The sequence below is a fragment of the Idiomarina sp. H2 genome, assembly GCF_004364275.1.
Taxonomy (GTDB): Bacteria; Pseudomonadota; Gammaproteobacteria; order Enterobacterales; family Alteromonadaceae; genus Idiomarina; species Idiomarina loihiensis.
Map to the genome: position 1 here is coordinate 61,535 of NZ_SNZY01000003.1, position 18,468 is coordinate 80,002.

Here is an 18,468-nt window from a genome sequence, read left to right on the forward strand (position 1 = left end):
AAGGTATTAACCAACGGTGATCATTGAGTATGTTTTTAACCTAAGTATGAGCTATCAGGAGTTTTGTGATGTTTATTACAGTCAGGGTTATCAACAAATTGTAGTAACGACCGTTAACGGCACGCGGGTAGCATTACCCGCGGGGCGTTTAATCCCTTTTATCGATAACCAGGGCGTGCGTGGACGCTTCCTTTTACAAGTTGATGAGCAGCAAAAGTTCGTGGGATTAAAACGGCTGACTTAGAGTCCATTCATTTAAACTAAATAGTTATATTATTTTACTTGCCATATCTGGTCTAAACACCTGTTTTTAGCGCGAATAAGCATTGAAACCCCAGCGTAAATGTTCGACAATAACATCAATCATATATTCTCTGGCCGTGGGCCGCATTTGGGCTTGCCTACGACGTTTCACCAACAACCTCAAGGACTCTGCAATTATGTCGTTGGTCGATAGTCAATCTCCGGTTTTACTGGAAAAAGTCGTTGAATTGATAAAAAAGAAAGTTCCCGCCTCTCAAGCGCACTTAGTAGCAGATTTTGCCAAGCGCTTATATCGCAATATTGCCAGTGATGATTTAACTAACCGCCACGATAGTGATATGTACGGTGCGGTTTTGGGTTTATGGCACAGCTTTAATGAGTATAAGCCCGGTGATAAAGCACTGATAAAAGTATATAACCCAGAAGTCCCGACGGACGGCTGGGAGTCTCCTCATACCATTATTGAAATTATTCAGAATGATATGCCATTTATGGTCGACTCAGTGCGGATGGCGTTGGCTCGTCTGGGCATTACATCACATTTATTACTGCATATGCCGTTGAGCCATAAACGGGACAAAAATAGCCAGGTTACTGAATTACAGAAACCGGGTACCCGTAGCGATGATAACTATGTCGACACGGTTTTTCTTATTGAAATAGACCGTCAAACCAGCAAAGAAGAGATAAAAACGTTAAAAAGTGAGCTGGTGTCGGTAATGGAAGAAATCAGTCTTGCGGTTGAAGACTGGCAGGCTATGCGTAAGCGTCTACAGACGGTTTCAGAGCAACTGGATCATGAATATTATCCAGGCTCAAAAAAAGAAAAGAAAGAAATTAAGCAATTTTTGCAGTGGCTGGCCAACGATAACTTCACGTTAACCGGTTATCGCTCTTATGAGCTAACTCCGGTGAAAGGCGACTACGAACTCAAACAGGTTAAAGACTCCAGTCTGGGGTTAATGAAAAACTCCGTTAGTGAGAAAGGACGTTTGGTTTCCAGTTTACCGGAAGATGCGCGCGAAATAACGCACAATGAACGTCTTTTGCTGTTGACCAAAACCAACTCGAAATCACGGGTCCATCGTCCGGCATACTCAGACTACATTGGCGTTAAACGCTTTAATGAAGATGGCGAAGTCATAGGCGAAGACCGCTTTATTGGGTTGTATTCAGCTAACTTCTATAACAACAGTGCTCGTGATATCCCATTGGTAAGTGAGAAAATATCTCGCGTATTAGACATGTCAGGCTTTGCTCCGCAGTCTCACGCGGCTAAAGCATTGTTGAATATTTTAGAGACCTATCCTCGTGACGAAATTGTGCAGGCAGAAGAAGACGACCTTCTGACTGTGGGTCTTGGTGTGCTGCAAATGCAAGAACGCGATATGACCCGCGCTTTTCTGCGCCGTGATATTTTCGGCCGCTTTATGTCGTGCATGGTTTACGTGCCTAAAGAACGCTACAACACTTTATTACGCCAAAGAACTCAAAGTGTTTTGGCACGCACGCTGAAAACTGAATATGACGTCGATTTTACCACTTATTTTTCAGAGTCCTCATTAGCGAGAACACATTACACCGTGCGTTTGAGCGAAGACCATCAGGATGTGAACGTGAATGAACTAGAACAGAATTTAATTGAAGCGGCCCGCACCTGGGAAGACAACTTTGAACGTATTTTGCAGTCCACTTTCGGCGAAGCAAATGCTACCCGTTTAAATAAAAGATACTCAATGGCTTTTCCGAGAGCCTACAAAGAAGACGTGCTCCCATCCGTTGCTATTTCTGATATCAAGCAACTGGAATCGTTAAATGATGAACATAAACTGGGTATGGTGTTATACCGTGCTCAGGAAGAAAAAGACGACAGTAAACATCTGCACTTGAAGTTGTTCCATAAAGACGAACCTATTCATCTGTCAGATGTATTGCCTATGTTGGAAAACTTCGGGTTGCGTGTCATTGGGGAAAGCCCGTACCAGATAAAAGCCGCAGATGGCGATATTTACTGGGTACTAGACTTCCACATGCTTCACACAGCAGGCTCGCTTAACCTGGAAGAGAGTCGTGAGACATTCCAGGAGGCTTTTGCCTTAGTCTGGAACGGTAAGCTGGAAGACGATGGCTTTAACCGCTTGGTACTAGGTGCCGGCATGAATGGCCGTCAGGCCACTATTTTGCGTATGTTTGCGAAGTACATGCGTCAAATTGGCACCACATTCAGCCAAAGCTACATAGAGAGTACGTTCAGTAAGTATCCTCTACTGGCCAAGCTGGTTGTGAAGATGTTTTACAGCAAGTTTGAACCGGGTACAAAAGGTGTTGAGAAAAAGCTTGAAGCACTTCATACCCGCATTAATACCGAGCTGGATAACGTTGCCAACCTTGATGATGACCGTATTATTCGTCGCTATGTTGAATTAATTGATGCGGCTTTGCGCACCAACTTCTTCCAGAAAGACGAGCAGGGCAACGACAAACCTTATATTTCGGTTAAGTTCCTGCCTGAGCTGGTACCGGAAATGCCGTTACCATTGCCTAAATTTGAAATTTTTGTTTATTCGCCGAAAGTTGAAGGTGTGCATCTTCGCGGCGGTAAAGTCGCCCGTGGTGGCCTGCGCTGGTCAGACCGTCGTGAAGACTTCCGCACCGAAGTGCTTGGGCTGGTAAAAGCTCAGCAAGTGAAGAACACCGTTATTGTCCCTGTGGGTGCAAAAGGCGGCTTTATTTGTAAGGCCTTACCGGAAGACCGGGAAGGCATGATGGCCGAGGGTAAAGAGTGCTACAAAACCTTTATCCGTGCGTTACTGGACATTACCGACAACATTGTTGAAGGTGAAATTGTTCCGCCGAAAAGTGTTGTTCGTCGCGACGAAGACGACCCGTACCTGGTTGTTGCTGCCGATAAAGGCACCGCAACATTCTCTGATATCGCTAACGGCATTTCAGCTGAATACAACTTCTGGCTGGGTGATGCCTTTGCATCTGGCGGTTCAGTTGGCTATGACCATAAGAAAATGGGTATTACCGCCCGTGGTGCCTGGGAGTCAGTTAAACGCCATTTCCGCGAAATGGGTATCGACTGCCAGACCACAGATTTTACCTGTGTTGCTATTGGTGACATGGGTGGCGATGTATTTGGTAACGGCATGTTGCTGTCCAAGCATACGCGCTTACAGGCGGCATTTAACCACTTGCATATTTTTATTGACCCGGAGCCAGATGCTGCGAAATCCTGGGAAGAGCGCGATCGTCTTTTCAAAATGCCGCGTTCAAGCTGGGATGATTACAATCGCGAATTGATTTCTAAAGGTGGTGGCATATTCAACCGAAGCGCTAAAGCTATTGAGTTAACGCCTGAAATCAAAAAAATGCTTGGCACTCAAAAGAAATCCATGACACCGAATGATTTGATCAAGGCCTGTTTGACCATGGAAGTTGATCTTATCTGGAACGGTGGCATTGGTACTTACGTTAAAGGTAAAGCCGAAACCGACAGCGATGTTGGTGACCGCGCTAACGATGCGTTACGCGTGAACGGCCGTGACCTGAACGCAAAAATCATCGGTGAGGGTGGCAACTTAGGCTTTACTCAATTAGGCCGTATTGAATTTGCGCAAAACGGGGGTCGGGTTAATACCGACTTTGTCGATAACGTGGGTGGAGTCGACTGCTCAGATAACGAAGTTAACATTAAAATCTTATTGAATGGTTTGGTTAACAGCGGCGATCTGACCAAAAAGCAACGCGATAAACTGCTTTACGATATGACCGACGATGTCGCGAAAATTGTTCTGGATGACTGTAACAGACAAACACAGTCAATTTCGGTAACCGCTCTGCGCGGCACCGATCAAGTTAAAGAATACACGCGGTTTATTCATCACCTTGAACGCGAACACTCGTTAAACCGTCAGCTGGAGTTTTTACCTGATGATGACGAATTAGTTGAGCGCCAGGCAACGAACCAGGGCCTAACTCGCCCAGAGCTGTCTATTATTACAGCTTACGGAAAAATGGTTCTTAAAGAGCAATTGATAACGGATGAAATTACGGAAGACCCGTATCACATGCGTGAACTTTTTGACTCATTCCCACACGCGTTGCGTGAGCGTTTTGCTGACAGCATGGTATCTCACCCGCTGAAAGGACAAATTATTGCAACCAAGCTTGCCAATAATATTGTTAACGACATGGGGCCAAACTTTGTTTTCCGCAAGCAGGAGGCAACAGGCTCTACTGTTGCTGAAATAGCTTCCGCTTATGTTGTTGCCCGCGAGTGCTTTAAAGTTGAAGAGCTGTGGGAACAGATTGAAGCATTGAATAATAAAGTGCCTGCCGAAGTCCAGAATGAAGTGTTATTCCAGCTTCGCCGTATGGTTCGCCGTGCAACTCGTTGGTTCCTGCGTCACCGCAACCCGGCTCTGAGTGGTATTCAGGAGCACTTAGATTTCTACATGGGAGCATTTGATGACTTACGCGAGAACAGCCTTAAGTATATGGTTGAAGATGAAGCTAAAGTCATTGAAGAAACCATTGAGAAGTACAAAGAGCATGGCTTCCCGGCTAAACTGGCAAAACAAATTGCGAGCCTGAGCACGGTATTTTCTGCAATGGATCTTGCTGAAGTTGCAAATGAAACGGGGCAGTCGTTCAAAACGGTTGGTACGCTTTACTTCCGCTTAGGTGCGGAAATAAACCTACATTGGTTCTTAATACAAATTAATAACCAGCCTGTGGCGAACCACTGGCAAGCCCTGGCAAGAGCGGCATTCCGTGAAGAGCTTGACTGGCAGCAACGTTCATTGACTCAAGTTGTACTGCGTTCCACACCAGACGTCAGTGACCCGGAGAAGATGATCAGCGAGTGGATAGAGCAAAACGAAGTACTGTTATCGCGTTGGCAACAAATGCTATCAGACTTCCGTACAACGAAGAGCCACGAGTTTGCTAAATTCTCGGTTGCTTTGCGCGAGCTTATGCTGTTGAGTCACAACTGTGCACCTAAAGTGATCAGTTAATGTACAACCTTATAAAGCCATTGTTGTTCCGTCAGGATCCTGAAAAAACGCATGAATTAATGCTCAGGATCCTGAGTAAGTGGCATCGCACTCCGTTGTCGCTGTTTTGGAAGCAAAACGTAGCCAGCAAACCGGTTCGGGTTATGGGAATAGATTTCCCTAACCCGGTCGGTTTAGCCGCTGGCCTTGATAAAAATGCCGAGTGTATAGACGCATTTTCTCAAATGGGTTTTGGTTTTATTGAAGTTGGTACAGTGACACCAGTCGCACAACCGGGTAATGATAAACCTCGTTTATTCCGCTTGACCGAAGACGAAGCAATTATTAACCGCATGGGTTTTAATAACCATGGGGTTGATGAGCTTGTTGAAAATGTCAAAGCGTCTTCCTATAAAGGCGTGTTAGGCATTAATATCGGTAAAAACAAAAACACGCCGGAAGAGCAGGCCATTAACGATTACCTTGTCTGTCTAAATAAGGTTTACCCTTACGCAAGCTACGTCACAATAAACATATCATCGCCGAATACTCCGGGCTTAAGAAATCTTCAGCACGGCTCCAGTCTTGACGGCTTATTGTCCAGTCTTAAAGAAGCTCAGCTAACTTTAGCAAAAGAGCATGACCGCTATGTTCCATTAGTGGTTAAAATAGCTCCTGATCTTGAAGATAGTGAAATTGAAGTGATGGCGCAGTCGTTATTGAAAAATGAAATGGACGGTGTGATAGCAACCAATACAACGTTGTCGCGTGACGGGTTGCATAGCCGTCAGGCGGGTGAAGCAGGAGGCTTAAGTGGTAAACCGCTGCAGGATAAAAGTACTCGGGTTATAGAGCTGCTGTGTAAAACTTTGCAAAGGAAAATCCCGGTCATTGGCGTTGGTGGCATTGATTCAGCTAACTCAGCAGAGGTTAAAATTAAGGCTGGAGCGAGCCTGGTGCAAATTTACACGGGGTTTATCTATCAAGGCCCTGGGCTAATTCGCTCAATTGTTAGTCACTTGTAATGGTTAAGTGACTTTAGTATCTTATTGCAAAGCTTAAATTCTTCTAATAATAAAGGCTAACATCGTGGAATCGGAATCCCATTGGTTATGGTTATTCAATACAGAAAGCGGCAAGCTTAGCGTTAAGCTAAGTGATACCGAGGTATTTGATACGCCGTACAAACCAAGTCAGCTGGTCAATATTCACTTTAATGAACAAATGATGGATATTGAAGACGCAACGACCTTCCAGAGCGTTAGTGAAACTTTAGAGGCTTACCCTGCCGATAAAATGCCTTGCACACCGCAAAATGCGGCGCTTAATGCAACGGCGTGGTGTCGCTTTGGCCGTCCTCAAATGCCACAGAGTTGGCACTTTCAAAAATCCGATATTAGTGAGTGGCCAATTGAGCGGCGCTTGTGTGAATTGAACTCAGGTTTTGATCAGGGATTGTTTTTTATTCTTGATACCGATGAGGAGTTTGCGACTTGCCTGCTGTTAAGTGACGGCATGCAGCTCTCTGCAATTAAGTCTCTACGTCAGTTTCATGTCATTAAAGTTACCTTAAACCGTTTGTTACCGGCAACTGTCGATTTAGCGTTATCGGCACAGTCTAACTGGGGACAGCAACTGGCGTAATTGCTTAAGTGTAAAGCTTAATATTTAAATGTATTTTCAGGCTTACTTGGGAATTTATTCAAAGAAAGAGTACTTAGCAGGAAGGCAGTATTGAATTCTACTTTCGGACGTTGGTTGCGGGGGCAGGATTTGAACCTACGACCTTCGGGTTATGAGCCCGACGAGCTACCAGACTGCTCCACCCCGCGTCCGATTGAGAGCGCATAGTATAGACATAATTCTTACCGCGCAAGCTTTATTTAAACCAACCGCATAGTATTTATACAAATCAGGTTTAACTGCTGTTTTATTAGTCATTCTCTTTGTAATTCTCTTATTTCAGCTGGAATTACAGACAGTCACTGAGCTCTCCGTTATAATTGTCCTCTTAATTTTTTAGGCGACGTTTTCTATGTATCGTTTTTTTATTGCGTGCTCCAAAGGCCTTGAAGGGCTTTTATTTGATGAGTTGCAAGAGTTCAATTTAAGCCACGTAAAGCAAACCCTTGCGGGTTGCTATATTGAAGCCGATTTGCAGCAGGCTTATACCGTGGCCATGTGGTCCAGATTAGCAAGCCGGATGCTGTTACAGTTAGGTGAAAAGGAAGTTTCCAGCCTGGATGAGATTAAACTGGCATTAACTCAATTTGCCTGGAGTAAGGTTTTTGATGCCAACAGAACCTTCGTGGTCGATTTTTCCGGTGGCAATGACGATATTCGCCATACTCAGTTTGGCGCACAGCTAGTAAAAGACTGCATTGTCGATAACTTTCGCAATAACGGATTTGAACGCCCCAGTATTGATAAGCAAGACCCGGACATTCGTATTGCCGTGCGGGTGCATAAAGACAAGCTCACCTGGTCGTTAGACTTTACCGGTGATGGTATGCACAAAAGAGGGTATCGCTTGCAGCAGGGCGAAGCACCGCTGCGGGAAACCTTAGCTGCCGCTATCTTAGTCCGCGCTGGCATCAAAAACGAATTGAAAAAAGACGAACCGGTTATTTTTGACCCATTCTGTGGCTCGGGTACTTTAGTCATAGAAGCTGCCATGATGGCAATGGATCACGCACCGGGCTTGAGTCGCGCACACTGGGGCTTCTTGTTTTGGCATGAACATTCACCGCAATTATGGCACGAAGTACTAGAGCAGGCAGAGCAGCGTTTTAAAGAAGGGAAGAAGAACTTTAAAGGCCAGTTAAAAGGCTCTGACAACAACCCGCACCTGGTGGCTAAAGCCAAAGATAATGCCAAGCGTGTGCTATTGCATGAAGTGATAGAATTTGAAGTTTCGGATGCAACAAACTGCGACGCACCGACGGAAAGTGGCCTGTTAGTCTGTAATCCTCCCTACGGTGAACGTCTGGGTGAGGCCGTTGAAACCTTGCTGTTATACCGTCGCTTTGGCCGTCAACTAAAAGACACTTTCCATAATTGGCATATAGCCGTACTGGCAGGAGACGAACAGTTACTTAAACGCCTGAAACTGCGTAGTCATAAGAAATACCCGCTGTTGAACGGCGCCATTCCGGTTAATTTGGCACTTTACGACTTAACTAAAGAGCAACCTGACTTTGCAGAAAGTCAAGCTGATGACCTTGTTAACAGAGTAAAAAAGAATTATGCAAAATTAAGTAAGTGGGCAGACAAAGAAGGACTGGACTGCTGGCGTGTTTATGACGCCGATATTCCAGAGTACAACGCGGCCATCGATATTTATCAGGATTACGTGGTTGTACAGGAATATGCAGCGCCGAAGGACATCCCTGAAGGGGTGGCCAATGATCGTTTGTGGTTCATGCTCGAGTCTTTGAGTTCAGCCTTGCCGGTGTCAGAAGATAAAATCATTTTGAAACGCCGCCAACGGCAAAGCGGAAAACAGCAATACGAAAAACAGTCGCAGGACAGTACCATTTTAACGGTAAATGAATACGGCGCTAAATTTGAAGTGAACTTAACGGATTATCTGGATACCGGCTTGTTTATGGACCACAGACTGGTACGTAAAGAACTACTGGATAAGTGCGAAGAGCTGGATGTACTGAATTTATTTGCTTATACCTGCACGGCTTCAGTACAGGCCGCCAGAGCAGGAGCCGCACGAGTGGTTTCCGTTGATATGTCAAAAACTTATCTGAAGTGGGGCGAGCGCAATTTTGCGTTAAACCGCTTGCGGGGCGACTACGAATTTATTCAGGCAGACTGTTTCAGCTGGATGCGGGAACAACGTGGCAAACAACTGTTTGACGTTATTTTCCTTGATCCGCCTACCTTTAGTAACTCAAAACGTATGAGCGGAACACTGGACATACAGCGTGACCACGTTGGTTTAATAAAAACCGCTACGGGAATGTTGAAAGAGGATGGCGTGATTCTATTCTCTAACAATAGAAAGAAATTCCGCATCGACACCGAAGGCCTGGATAAAGCCGGTCTTGAAGTAAATGATCAGACCCAGGCCTCAATACCCGAGGACTTCAAACGCCATAAAGGTATTCATCATTATTATATTATTTCACGGGCTTAATTAATGTCTGCGTTTTATTTGCTTACGAAACCAAACTGTCCGCTTTGTACTCAGGCTATTCAGTTACTGCATTCGCTCGACCTGGAAGAGCCGGTTGAACTTGGAGTAGTCGACATTGCCGAACAGCAGGAGCTGCAAGAAGAGTATGGCTGGTTAGTACCAGTATTTATTCGGGGAAAAGACGACGCAGAGTTGCGTTGGCCTTTCGATGCTAATCAATTGCTGGAGTTTGTAGAGCAATGAGTTTATTACGTGTACAGGATGCACACCTGGCCTTTGGCGCTGATGCCATTTTAGACGGTGTTGATTTTACCATTGAAGCCGGTGAACGAGTTTGTTTGGTTGGCCGTAACGGCGCCGGTAAATCCACTTTCTTAAAAGCGATAGATAACGAAGTGGTCTTAGATTCAGGGCAAATACAGTGGGTTGGCGATACTAAAGTGACTCGTTTGCCACAGGATCCGCCCAAGCAGTCCGAGCAGAGAGTATTTGACTACGTAGCAGAAGCTCTTGCTGAATCGGGCAAGGCGTTGGCTCGTTATCATGAATTGTCTGCAAGTCTTACCGACTCGCCCAGCAGCGCAACGCTTGATGAAATGGACAAACTGCAGAATCAACTGGATGCCATTAACGGCTGGCAAGTGAATACCCGTATTGAGCAGGTTTTAACTCAGCTGCAATTACCTGCAGATGAAACCATGGCTGCACTTTCCGGCGGTTGGTTACGTCGCGTGGCGCTTGCCCGTGCTCTGGTTGTTGATCCGGACATTTTACTGTTAGACGAACCGACCAACCACTTGGATATTGAAATGGTGCGTTGGCTGGAAGAGCAAATCGTTAACTTTTCCGGCGCCGTGTTATTTATTAGTCACGACAGGGCATTCATCCGCCGTTTGGCCACACGAATTATCGATTTAGACCGCGGACATTTAACCAGTTACCCGGGCAGCTACGATACCTACCTACAGAAAAAGCAGGAAGCACTGGAAGTTGAAGCAAGCCACAACGCTGAGTTTGATAAAAAGCTGGCAGCTGAAGAGACCTGGATACGCCAGGGCGTTAAGGCACGTCGCACTCGTAACGAAGGGCGGGTACGTGCACTTCAGGACTTACGGAAGCAACGTCAGCAAAGACGCGAGCTTCAGGGTAAGGCAAATCTGGCAGTGAACGAGTCCTCGCGTTCTGGTAAGAAAGTCTTTGAAGGCGAAAATATGGCTTTGCGCTTTGGCGACAAGCCCATTATCAATGACCTGGATCTCTTGTTGATGCGCGGCGACAAAATAGCCTTTGTCGGGCCTAATGGTTGCGGTAAAAGTACGCTGATTAAAGTAATTTTAGGCATGCAGGAAGTGGACAGCGGTAAGGTTCAGCTGGGAACTAATCTGGAAGTCGCTTACTTTGATCAACACCGGGCGCAGCTTGACCCTGAACAAACCGTTATGGACAACGTTGGTGACGGCAAGCAGGACATAGAGTTTCAGGGCCGCAGCCGACATATTTTAAGTTACCTGCAGGATTTTCTCTTTTCACCGAAACAATCACGAACTCCGGTTCGGGCGCTTTCCGGTGGGGAAAGAAACCGGGCGTTGTTAGCGAAAATACTGCTTAAACCCAGTAATATTCTGGTACTCGATGAACCAACCAACGATCTTGATATTGAAACCTTAGAACTGCTCGAGCAAATTGTAGCGAATTATCAGGGCACGGTTCTGTTGGTCAGTCACGATAGGGAATTTGTCGATAATACGGCGACCAGTGTACTGTACTTTGAAGGTGAGGGCGTTATTACGGAAATTATTGGTGGTTTTACTGAGTTAAACCACTATTTAGCGGCAAAAGCGGAAAATTCATTTCATAGCAACGGAACCAAAGCGGCAGCTAAAGAGTCTGACAGCAACAAAAGTTCGCAAAATAAAGGAAAAACCGCAGACAAAGGTTCAGACAAGCCGCGGAAGAAGTTATCCTATAAATTGCAACGCGAACTAGAGCAGTTACCCAAAGTTATTGCAGAAAAAGAAGCAAAACTTGAAGAATTACAACAGTTAATGAATGAACCGGGGTTCTTCGAACAGCCATTAGAAAAAACCGAACCAGTCATGACTCAAATTGCCGAAATTGAAGGGCAGTTGATGCAGGATCTGGAGCGCTGGGAAGAACTGGAAAACTTATCAGAACAGAGTAGTTAGTTAATGAAATCATTTACGTTGAAGTCACTTACCGTAGCAATTGTTTCAACAGTCTCTTTTGCATCTGCAGCAGACACTTATAACATTGAAACAATTGAAACTTTGAATAATTATCGAAGCAGTATCCCGCAAAGTATTAACGCAAGTGGGCAAATTGTTGGTGTTGCACGTTTTCCCGAAAATGTCGAAATTGATTTTTCTAGAGTTCCTTCGCGACTACTCGCGCAGATAGGTTTTGATCCCGAAGAAGATGAAGAACTGACTATTGCTCAGTATCAGGCAATTGTAGAAAACTTGGGAAACTATGCAAATAGCAGCCTTCAGACTCAACGTATTGGATTGAACCAGGCCTTTATTTATAAAGGAAGCAGTAGTGCCGTTAACGCAGTGCCAGCAACTGCGGATCAACTCGCTAATAGCGTCGACAGCTTCTTATACTCAATTAATAATGCCAATACAGCGGTTGGTGTAACCAGTGCACCGTATGAGCTTATTGAACATCAATATACCAATGCCGACGACGAAACTGCGACTGCAGAGTACTTTGTATCAGACTTTTTAAGTCGCGGAATGTGGTACAACAACGGCGAATCCAGTGTCGTTGAACCTCAAGCTCAGGATTACTTGGGGGGCGAAAGTGCCATTTTTGATATCAACGATAGTGGACTTGCTGCCGGTTATGAAAGCGTTGCTTTAAGTCCTGCCGCAACGACCCGAATTGAAGAAAGCTGCGAAGACCCTGAAGTTGCCAGTGCATCACAGCCCCTGGAGGTTTGTGTATGGGGTATTTGGAGAGGCTTGCAAAACGCCGATGCGTCGAATATCGCGGCCTTTAATAATAGCCGTTATCGCTATAGTCGTCCGCGTTCAGGTTACAATGCGGGCCGTTCTATCTATGACATTCGCGGAAAGTTATGGCAGTTTGACGCCAGTGGTGAAGTCATTGACCAAGTTGAATTACCAACTTTGGTAGAAAGAAGAAGTGACGATGAAAATGACTTTTCAAGCTACGCCTATGCCATTAATAACAATGACATAGCGGTAGGGCAAAGCTGGACATATCACCCTGATCGCGGTGCTATTCGTATGCCGGCAATTTTCCAGAACCAGGAGGCACAGCCTGTAACTGAAGACCCTATTTATTTGTGGGGCTCAGCAACAGACATCAATGACTCGAATATTGCTGTAGGCCATTTAACCAAACGTCCCGCAGGAACGTTGCGAAGCTACGGCTTCTATTACGATGTTGATGCGAGTGAATTGACGATTCTTGACAGTTTCTTTAATGGCGCATCGACCGTGGTTCGCAGTATCAACGACAATGGCGAAATGGTCGGTACAGCGGAGGTTGACCCAACACTTTCTCAGGTTCGTGCACGCGCTGGTTTTTACTACGATATGAGTGCAGAAGCCCCACAAATTATCAACCTGAACAATACGATTAGCTGTGACAGCGAATACAATATTGTTGATGCCAATGACATTACCGAAAACGGTGAGATTATTGCTACAGCGCTCAAAACTGAAGAGTATACAGACGAAGAGGGGGAAACCCGGACTCGTGAAATTCTTGTCAATATAAAGCTCGATCCTATTGAAGGCGAACTTAATAACTGTACTGACAATGAAGAACCTGTAGAGCGTCAGGGCGCAGCTGTCGGGCTTGGCTCGCTACTTGGATTTGGCGCCTTAGGTTTGCTTATTACCGGAATAAGAAGAAGAACCTTCCTTAAGACCAAAAAATCATAATAGGTCTTAAAATAAAAAGTAGCACAGTTTCAATCCGTTAAAAAAAGTCAATGGATACTGTGCTGCTTTTACAATTGAACTCTCACCAAATAAGTCTATCAATAGTAATGAGGCAGCAAAAATGTCTCAACTCTCTAAATAATAATCTGTGAATAACAGGCGAGGGATAGATTTATGAAAAGACAAAAGCGCGATCGCTTTGAAAGAGCACATACTCAAGGCTTTAAAGCTGGTTTGCATGGTCGCTCAAAAGACAACTGTCCTTATCAGACTCAGGATGATTTTCGTTCCCACTGGCTGGGAGGTTGGCGAGATGCAATGGAAGCCCGAAATACCGGCTTATTCCGCTGATTGTCAGAGACATTAAAGGTTAGACGAAACGCCGATAGCGAAAGCATCGGCGTTTTTTTCAACTCAAAGAGGGACTAAAAAGTAGAAGTGTCGGTAAACAAGCCAACTTTTAAGTCTTTGGCTGTGTAAATTTCGCGACCATCAACTTCAACACGACCATTACCAACGCCCATAAATAGTTTACGTTTAATAACTCGTGTCATATCAATAAAGTAACTAACTTTTTTATGTTCCGGCAGAATTTGCCCGGTAAATTTAACTTCACCAACACCTAATGCACGACCGCGCCCTGGGCCACCAGACCATGCCAGGTGAAAGCCAAGCAGCTGCCACATAGCATCAAGCCCCAAACAGCCAGGCATTACCGGGTCACCTTTAAAGTGACAGTCAAAGAACCAAAGATCTGGGTTAATATCGAGCTCGGCATGGATAAAACCCTTTCCGGCCGATCCGCCGTCTTCGTTAATTTCAATGATGCGATCCATCATTAACATATTAGGTGCAGGCAACTTACTGTTACCAGGACCAAACATTTCCCCGCGACTGCAGGCGAGAAGTTCTTCGCGAGTAAAGCTCGATTGATTCATAAATACCCTAATTAATTGTTCGAAAAAACTAGGCAGCAGTCTAGCGTACAACTGTACGCTAGACAAATCCGACAAGTGACTTCTCAGCTAAAAAGGCGTCGCCAGAAACCCCGGGGTTGATCATTATCAGAACTATCCAGTGTTCGTTCCCGAACTTTCTGAAAAAGTTCTTTAACCGGAGTGTCTGTCAGTAATTCTAATGCTTCCTCAACATGCTCTACCGTGTAAACATGAAATTTACCGGCTTTAACAGCGTCAATGATATCGTCATTAAGGTTAAGCTGATGTCTATTCGACTGAGGAATAATGACACCTTGCTCACCACTTAAGCCCCTGTGAGCACAAAGAGCATAATAACCTTCAATTTTTTCATTCACTGCACCAATAGACTGAACGTTACCAAACTGATCTATCGCGCCAGTAATAGCCAGCGACTGTTTCAACGGCTGCTCAGCCAGAGCTGAAATCAAGCAGCAAAGCTCGCCAAGTGATGCGCTGTCGCCATCCACCTCATAGTAAGACTGCTCGAATACCACAGTTGCTGATACTGATAGCGGTTCGTGGCGGGCAAATTGGTTGGCCAAATAGGCGCTTAAAATCATAACCCCTTTCGTGTGAATATTGCCGGAGAGGTCTGATTTACGTTCAATATCAATAATATCGCCATCACCATAGTGAATGGTCGCAGTAATTCGGGATGGCTCACCGAACTCACTGCCGCCCATAGTCACTACCGTCAGGCCATTTAGCTGGCCAACTGCAGAACCATGAGTGTCAATTCGAACCTGCTGTTCGAGTATGCTGCGGCGGCTCAGTTCAGCCAGATTACCTTCACGATCCCGTTGTTGCTGCAGCGCTAAATCGATTGCCGCTTTATCTATTTTTGCGTGTTGATTCCGCAGCGCGCAGTCGTTGGCTTCGCGAAGCAATTGCAGTAACTGTATTGTGTTTAACGTAAGTTCCTGCTGATAATCCGTGTATCGGGCACAAACCCGCAGTAAGGCTGAGTAACCATCTGTACTTAACGGCAGCACATCGGCGAGTTGCCACACATACTGTAAGTAATTGAAGTAGGGCGCTACCGGCTCATTCTGAGTTGCATAATGACCATGAAAGTCAGCCAAAAATGGGAAGAAGTTATCAAAGTCTTCGTCGTACTCGCGCAGCTGTGCGTATTCGTTACGTGAACCCAGTAAAATAATCTTAATATTAATGGGCACAGACTCGGGTCGGTAAAAGAAAGCTGCACCTGAAGTCGGTGACTGACGCGGCCACTCAAATTCTCCGCCTTCGATAACATCTTTCAGGCGCTTCCAGAGCGTGATGTTTTCGAGCAACTGAGCAACCTCAATAGCAAGAATGCCTCCGTTTGCTTTATGCAAAAGGCCGGCCTCAATCAAATGCAGCTCTGAACTGACCGTTCCTTCAACCGATTGCACACCAATGTGACCAAAGAGACGTTCCTCAGTAACACGGTCGCAATAGTAGTAAGGGGCAGGGTGCTGATGCCCCACTAAAACAGAAGCCAGGCTCTCTCCCTGGATGTCCTCAGCCTTCTTATCTCGTATTTGTTGCATGTAGTCACGCAGCTTGTGCGTGTCGAATTGCTCAATAATTGTATTGTAAGCTTCTTCGCGCTGATCCAGCGGTCGCTGCAGAAAGCCCCATATCGCTTTAATTGCTGCGTCAGCTGTTCCTGACGGCAAGTTAACGCATAGAGGACGCAGAGGATCGGACGGATTCGCCAGATACAGCCAGTCATACCAATTAGTGAATTCCCAACGATTATCCGTAAAGTAGGCATCCAGGATGTCCCGCTTTAAAAGGCCACCAGGAAATAAAGCATAAATATTAGAGTATGTACCATGCTGACGTAACGCGTTGTTTAAGGCTGTAACCGCACGTTTTTGTCCAACTAAGGCATCTTCTTTAAGTTCCGCAGGCAGCTCTTTGAGCCACTCGCCGGTTTGTGGCTGTAGCGCCAGACAGTCTAATTTCATTTAATTGTTCTTCTCTTAACTAGCAATAACGACATGATAACAGAAATGCTGAATTGAGAGAGTTTTGCTGTGGGAAATAACGATTCTCTGCGGGATCTTTGCCATTTTGTCACTGGAGAGAAACTTCCATTTGGCTTCAATTTCGGTATTGAGTTTTCATAGTTTAAAGCTGAACTTCGGTAATCCGCGACCTTAAAGGGATGCTAGTGGTAAGGACTTCAATTTGCGGCTGTTTTCTCTTAAATATATAATTGCGTATAATGTATATTATGTTAAATGATAACTATATATGTACAACGCCAGTACGAAGCACTTACTTTTTAAAACTGCTGCTGTGCAAGATGCGGAAGCTTTTCAGCGAGGAAATCGATAAGGACACGCACTGCCGGCAATATTCCGCGTCGGTGCGAGTACGTCATATGCATGATCCCGATGGGTAGATGCCAGTCGGTTAAAACGGGGACGAGTTCTCCGCTATTCACTGCATCGTTACAGAGGTAATTTGGCAAAGCGACAATACCAAGTTTTTTTATTGCAGCTTCTCGTAAGACAATCATGTCGTCGGTGATAAGCCGGGGTTTTATTCTGATGTTTTTTTGCTGGCCTGAACTATGGATCAATTCATAACCATATCGTCCGTTGGTGTAATGCATACTCAAATGTTCGAACGTTAATAAGTCCTCAGGCTCAGTTATTGAGTTCTGATTTATTAAATCGGGAGAGATATAAAGGGTTTGAGGAGCCTGACTTATGGGTCTGGCTATTAAACTTGAGTCTTCTATATTTTTTCGTACGCGCAAAGCAATGTCGATGCCCTCTTCTATTAAGTTAACTGGCCGGTTTGTCACAACAAGCTGAATTTCAACTTCCGGATACAAGCTCATAAATTCAGGTAACACCTGTACTAACAAGCTTTGACTTAAAGCATAGGGCGCGCTTATTTCAACTTTCCCCCGGGGTTTATCGAGTAAACGTTGTGTCACTTGCTGAGCCGATTCAGCCGCGCTGACAAGTCGCTCGCAGTGCACCAGAAACTCACGTCCAACGTCGGTTAGTTTAAGTCCTGATCGGCTTCTGTGAAACAGCCGGGTGCCCTGCTCTTGTTCAAGTAAAGCAATTTTTCGGCTTATGGTGGATTTGGGCAAACCGAGCTCCCGTGAGGCTGCGCTGATACTGCCGCAGGCCATAACCTGAGCGAATAGGTAGTAGTTTGTGACATCAGGAAAGGACATTGAGAAAACCTCTACGGTTCCGAATTTGGAACGATAGTTTCCATTTTAACCACTTATTAGATTAATTGGAACGAATTATACTCCTTGCATCAATTAAAAAAACGAAGAGGTTTCTATGAAAGTTTTACATTTGGATTCAGGTATCTTTTTAGAACAATCTGTTAGCCGTCAGGTTAGTCAGAACATTGTTAATAAACTTAAAGAAAAACAAGACATTACCCTTGTTCACCGAGACTTGGTTGCAAACCCTGTTCCTCACCTGGCAGCTGATGAGTTATTAGCTGAAGAGAAGCCGCTAATTGATGAATTGGTTAAAGAGCTGCTCGATGCAGATACGCTTGTCATTGGTGCGCCAATGTACAACTTTACCATTCCGACTCAGCTAAAAGCCTGGATTGATCGCGTTCTGCAAGCGGGTGTCACTTTTAAGTATACAGAGCAAGGCCCTCAAGGCCTGGTAAACGGCAAAAAAGTTTATATCGCGTCTGGTCGGGGTGGTATTTACTCTCAAGGTGAAGCACAGGCTATGGATCATCAGGAAAGCTACTTAAAACAGGTACTTGCTTTTATCGGTATTACCGACGTGACCATCATCCGCGCCGAGGGCATGAACATGGGTGACGAACCACGCCAACAAGGCTTCAAAGAAGCTGAACAGGAAATTGAAACAATATAACTTTTTAAAAGCGCACCTTATTCATCATCACGGTGCGCTTTAATTTGCACATCATCCCCGAGTTGCAGAATTTCGATCTCTATTGGCTGACAACAGATCTGACAATCGACAATCTGATGTTGGCCAATATCATTTATCCAATCAATTTCAATGTCATTTATTGCCATACAATAAGGACATTCGAATGTTTTCGGATCCGTTAAGCTCATACAAGCCCCTTAATTGTCTCTGTAATCTACAATAGTAATCGAATCTGACTCAATTTGCGTA

The 18,468-nt window shown here is 45.1% G+C and carries 14 protein-coding genes and 1 tRNA gene; 10 read left to right on the plus strand and 5 right to left on the minus strand.

What is annotated here, in order from left to right; all coding sequences use genetic code 11:
• Nucleotides 1–16 precede the first annotated feature (16 nt).
• The 4 genes from DET62_RS04400 to DET62_RS04415 all read left to right on the plus strand — a co-directional run bounded on the left by DET62_RS04400 (nucleotide 17) and on the right by DET62_RS04415 (nucleotide 6,911).
• Nucleotides 17–244 (plus strand): DUF2835 domain-containing protein, encoded by a 228-nt coding sequence (locus DET62_RS04400; RefSeq protein ID WP_110013113.1) that lies wholly within the window; start codon nucleotides 17–19, stop codon nucleotides 242–244.
• 196 nt (nucleotides 245–440) lie between these two features.
• Complete coding sequence (locus DET62_RS04405; RefSeq protein ID WP_110013114.1) at nucleotides 441–5,288, plus strand: NAD-glutamate dehydrogenase; 4,848 nt, start codon at nucleotides 441–443, stop codon at nucleotides 5,286–5,288.
• Nucleotides 5,288–6,292 carry a quinone-dependent dihydroorotate dehydrogenase gene (gene pyrD / locus DET62_RS04410; RefSeq protein ID WP_110013115.1) on the plus strand — a complete coding sequence of 335 codons (1,005 nt, stop codon included), beginning with the start codon at nucleotides 5,288–5,290 and terminating at the stop codon, nucleotides 6,290–6,292. The genes DET62_RS04405 and pyrD overlap by 1 nt, the downstream gene beginning before the upstream one ends.
• Nucleotides 6,293–6,356: 64 nt before the next feature.
• Nucleotides 6,357–6,911 carry a cell division protein ZapC domain-containing protein gene (locus tag DET62_RS04415; RefSeq protein ID WP_110013116.1) on the plus strand — a complete coding sequence of 185 codons (555 nt, stop codon included), beginning with the start codon at nucleotides 6,357–6,359 and terminating at the stop codon, nucleotides 6,909–6,911.
• 111 nt (nucleotides 6,912–7,022) lie between these two features.
• On the opposite strand, the gene DET62_RS04420 is transcribed toward DET62_RS04415, so the two are convergent.
• Nucleotides 7,023–7,099, minus strand: a tRNA-Met gene (locus tag DET62_RS04420).
• A 203-nt stretch (nucleotides 7,100–7,302) separates the two neighbouring features.
• Between DET62_RS04420 and rlmKL the strand changes: the two genes are divergently transcribed.
• The 5 genes from rlmKL (at nucleotide 7,303) to rmf (ending at nucleotide 13,703) form a co-directional block, all read left to right on the plus strand.
• A complete protein-coding gene (gene rlmKL, locus DET62_RS04425; protein WP_110013117.1) occupies nucleotides 7,303–9,417 on the plus strand; it encodes a bifunctional 23S rRNA (guanine(2069)-N(7))-methyltransferase RlmK/23S rRNA (guanine(2445)-N(2))-methyltransferase RlmL in 2,115 nt (704 codons plus the stop codon).
• Nucleotides 9,418–9,420: 3 nt separating this feature from the next.
• A complete protein-coding gene (locus DET62_RS04430; RefSeq protein ID WP_011234529.1) occupies nucleotides 9,421–9,660 on the plus strand; it encodes a glutaredoxin family protein in 240 nt (79 codons plus the stop codon).
• On the plus strand, nucleotides 9,657–11,603 hold the full coding sequence (locus tag DET62_RS04435) for an ATP-binding cassette domain-containing protein (RefSeq protein ID WP_110013118.1): 1,947 nt from the start codon (nucleotides 9,657–9,659) through the stop codon (nucleotides 11,601–11,603). The genes DET62_RS04430 and DET62_RS04435 overlap by 4 nt, the downstream gene beginning before the upstream one ends.
• Before the next feature lie 3 nt (nucleotides 11,604–11,606).
• Nucleotides 11,607–13,352 carry a DUF3466 family protein gene (locus tag DET62_RS04440; protein ID WP_110013119.1) on the plus strand — a complete coding sequence of 582 codons (1,746 nt, stop codon included), beginning with the start codon at nucleotides 11,607–11,609 and terminating at the stop codon, nucleotides 13,350–13,352.
• A gap of 174 nt (nucleotides 13,353–13,526) precedes the next feature.
• Nucleotides 13,527–13,703, plus strand: coding sequence for a ribosome modulation factor (rmf, locus tag DET62_RS04445; RefSeq protein WP_011234532.1), 177 nt, complete (start codon nucleotides 13,527–13,529; stop codon nucleotides 13,701–13,703).
• A gap of 74 nt (nucleotides 13,704–13,777) precedes the next feature.
• On the opposite strand, the gene fabA is transcribed toward rmf, so the two are convergent.
• The 3 genes from fabA to DET62_RS04460 all read right to left on the minus strand — a co-directional run bounded on the left by fabA (nucleotide 13,778) and on the right by DET62_RS04460 (nucleotide 17,522).
• Nucleotides 13,778–14,290, minus strand: coding sequence for a 3-hydroxyacyl-[acyl-carrier-protein] dehydratase FabA (fabA, locus tag DET62_RS04450; protein ID WP_011234533.1), 513 nt, complete (start codon nucleotides 14,288–14,290; stop codon nucleotides 13,778–13,780).
• A gap of 83 nt (nucleotides 14,291–14,373) precedes the next feature.
• The gene (locus DET62_RS04455) at nucleotides 14,374–16,290 is read right to left on the minus strand and encodes a Lon protease family protein (RefSeq protein WP_110013120.1); all 1,917 of its coding nucleotides are present in this window, start codon (nucleotides 16,288–16,290) and stop codon (nucleotides 14,374–14,376) included.
• Between the two features lie 320 nt (nucleotides 16,291–16,610).
• Nucleotides 16,611–17,522 (minus strand): LysR family transcriptional regulator, encoded by a 912-nt coding sequence (locus DET62_RS04460; protein ID WP_110013121.1) that lies wholly within the window; start codon nucleotides 17,520–17,522, stop codon nucleotides 16,611–16,613.
• A gap of 115 nt (nucleotides 17,523–17,637) precedes the next feature.
• Here DET62_RS04460 and DET62_RS04465 point away from each other — a divergent pair, with 115 nt between their 5' ends.
• Nucleotides 17,638–18,198, plus strand: a complete 561-nt coding sequence (locus DET62_RS04465; RefSeq protein WP_110013122.1) for an NAD(P)H-dependent oxidoreductase — start codon at nucleotides 17,638–17,640, stop codon at nucleotides 18,196–18,198.
• Nucleotides 18,199–18,215: 17 nt separating this feature from the next.
• On the opposite strand, the gene DET62_RS04470 is transcribed toward DET62_RS04465, so the two are convergent.
• Nucleotides 18,216–18,407: a CPXCG motif-containing cysteine-rich protein gene (locus DET62_RS04470; protein WP_011234539.1), complete on the minus strand. Its 192-nt coding sequence runs from the start codon at nucleotides 18,405–18,407 to the stop codon at nucleotides 18,216–18,218.
• Nucleotides 18,408–18,468 lie beyond the last annotated feature (61 nt).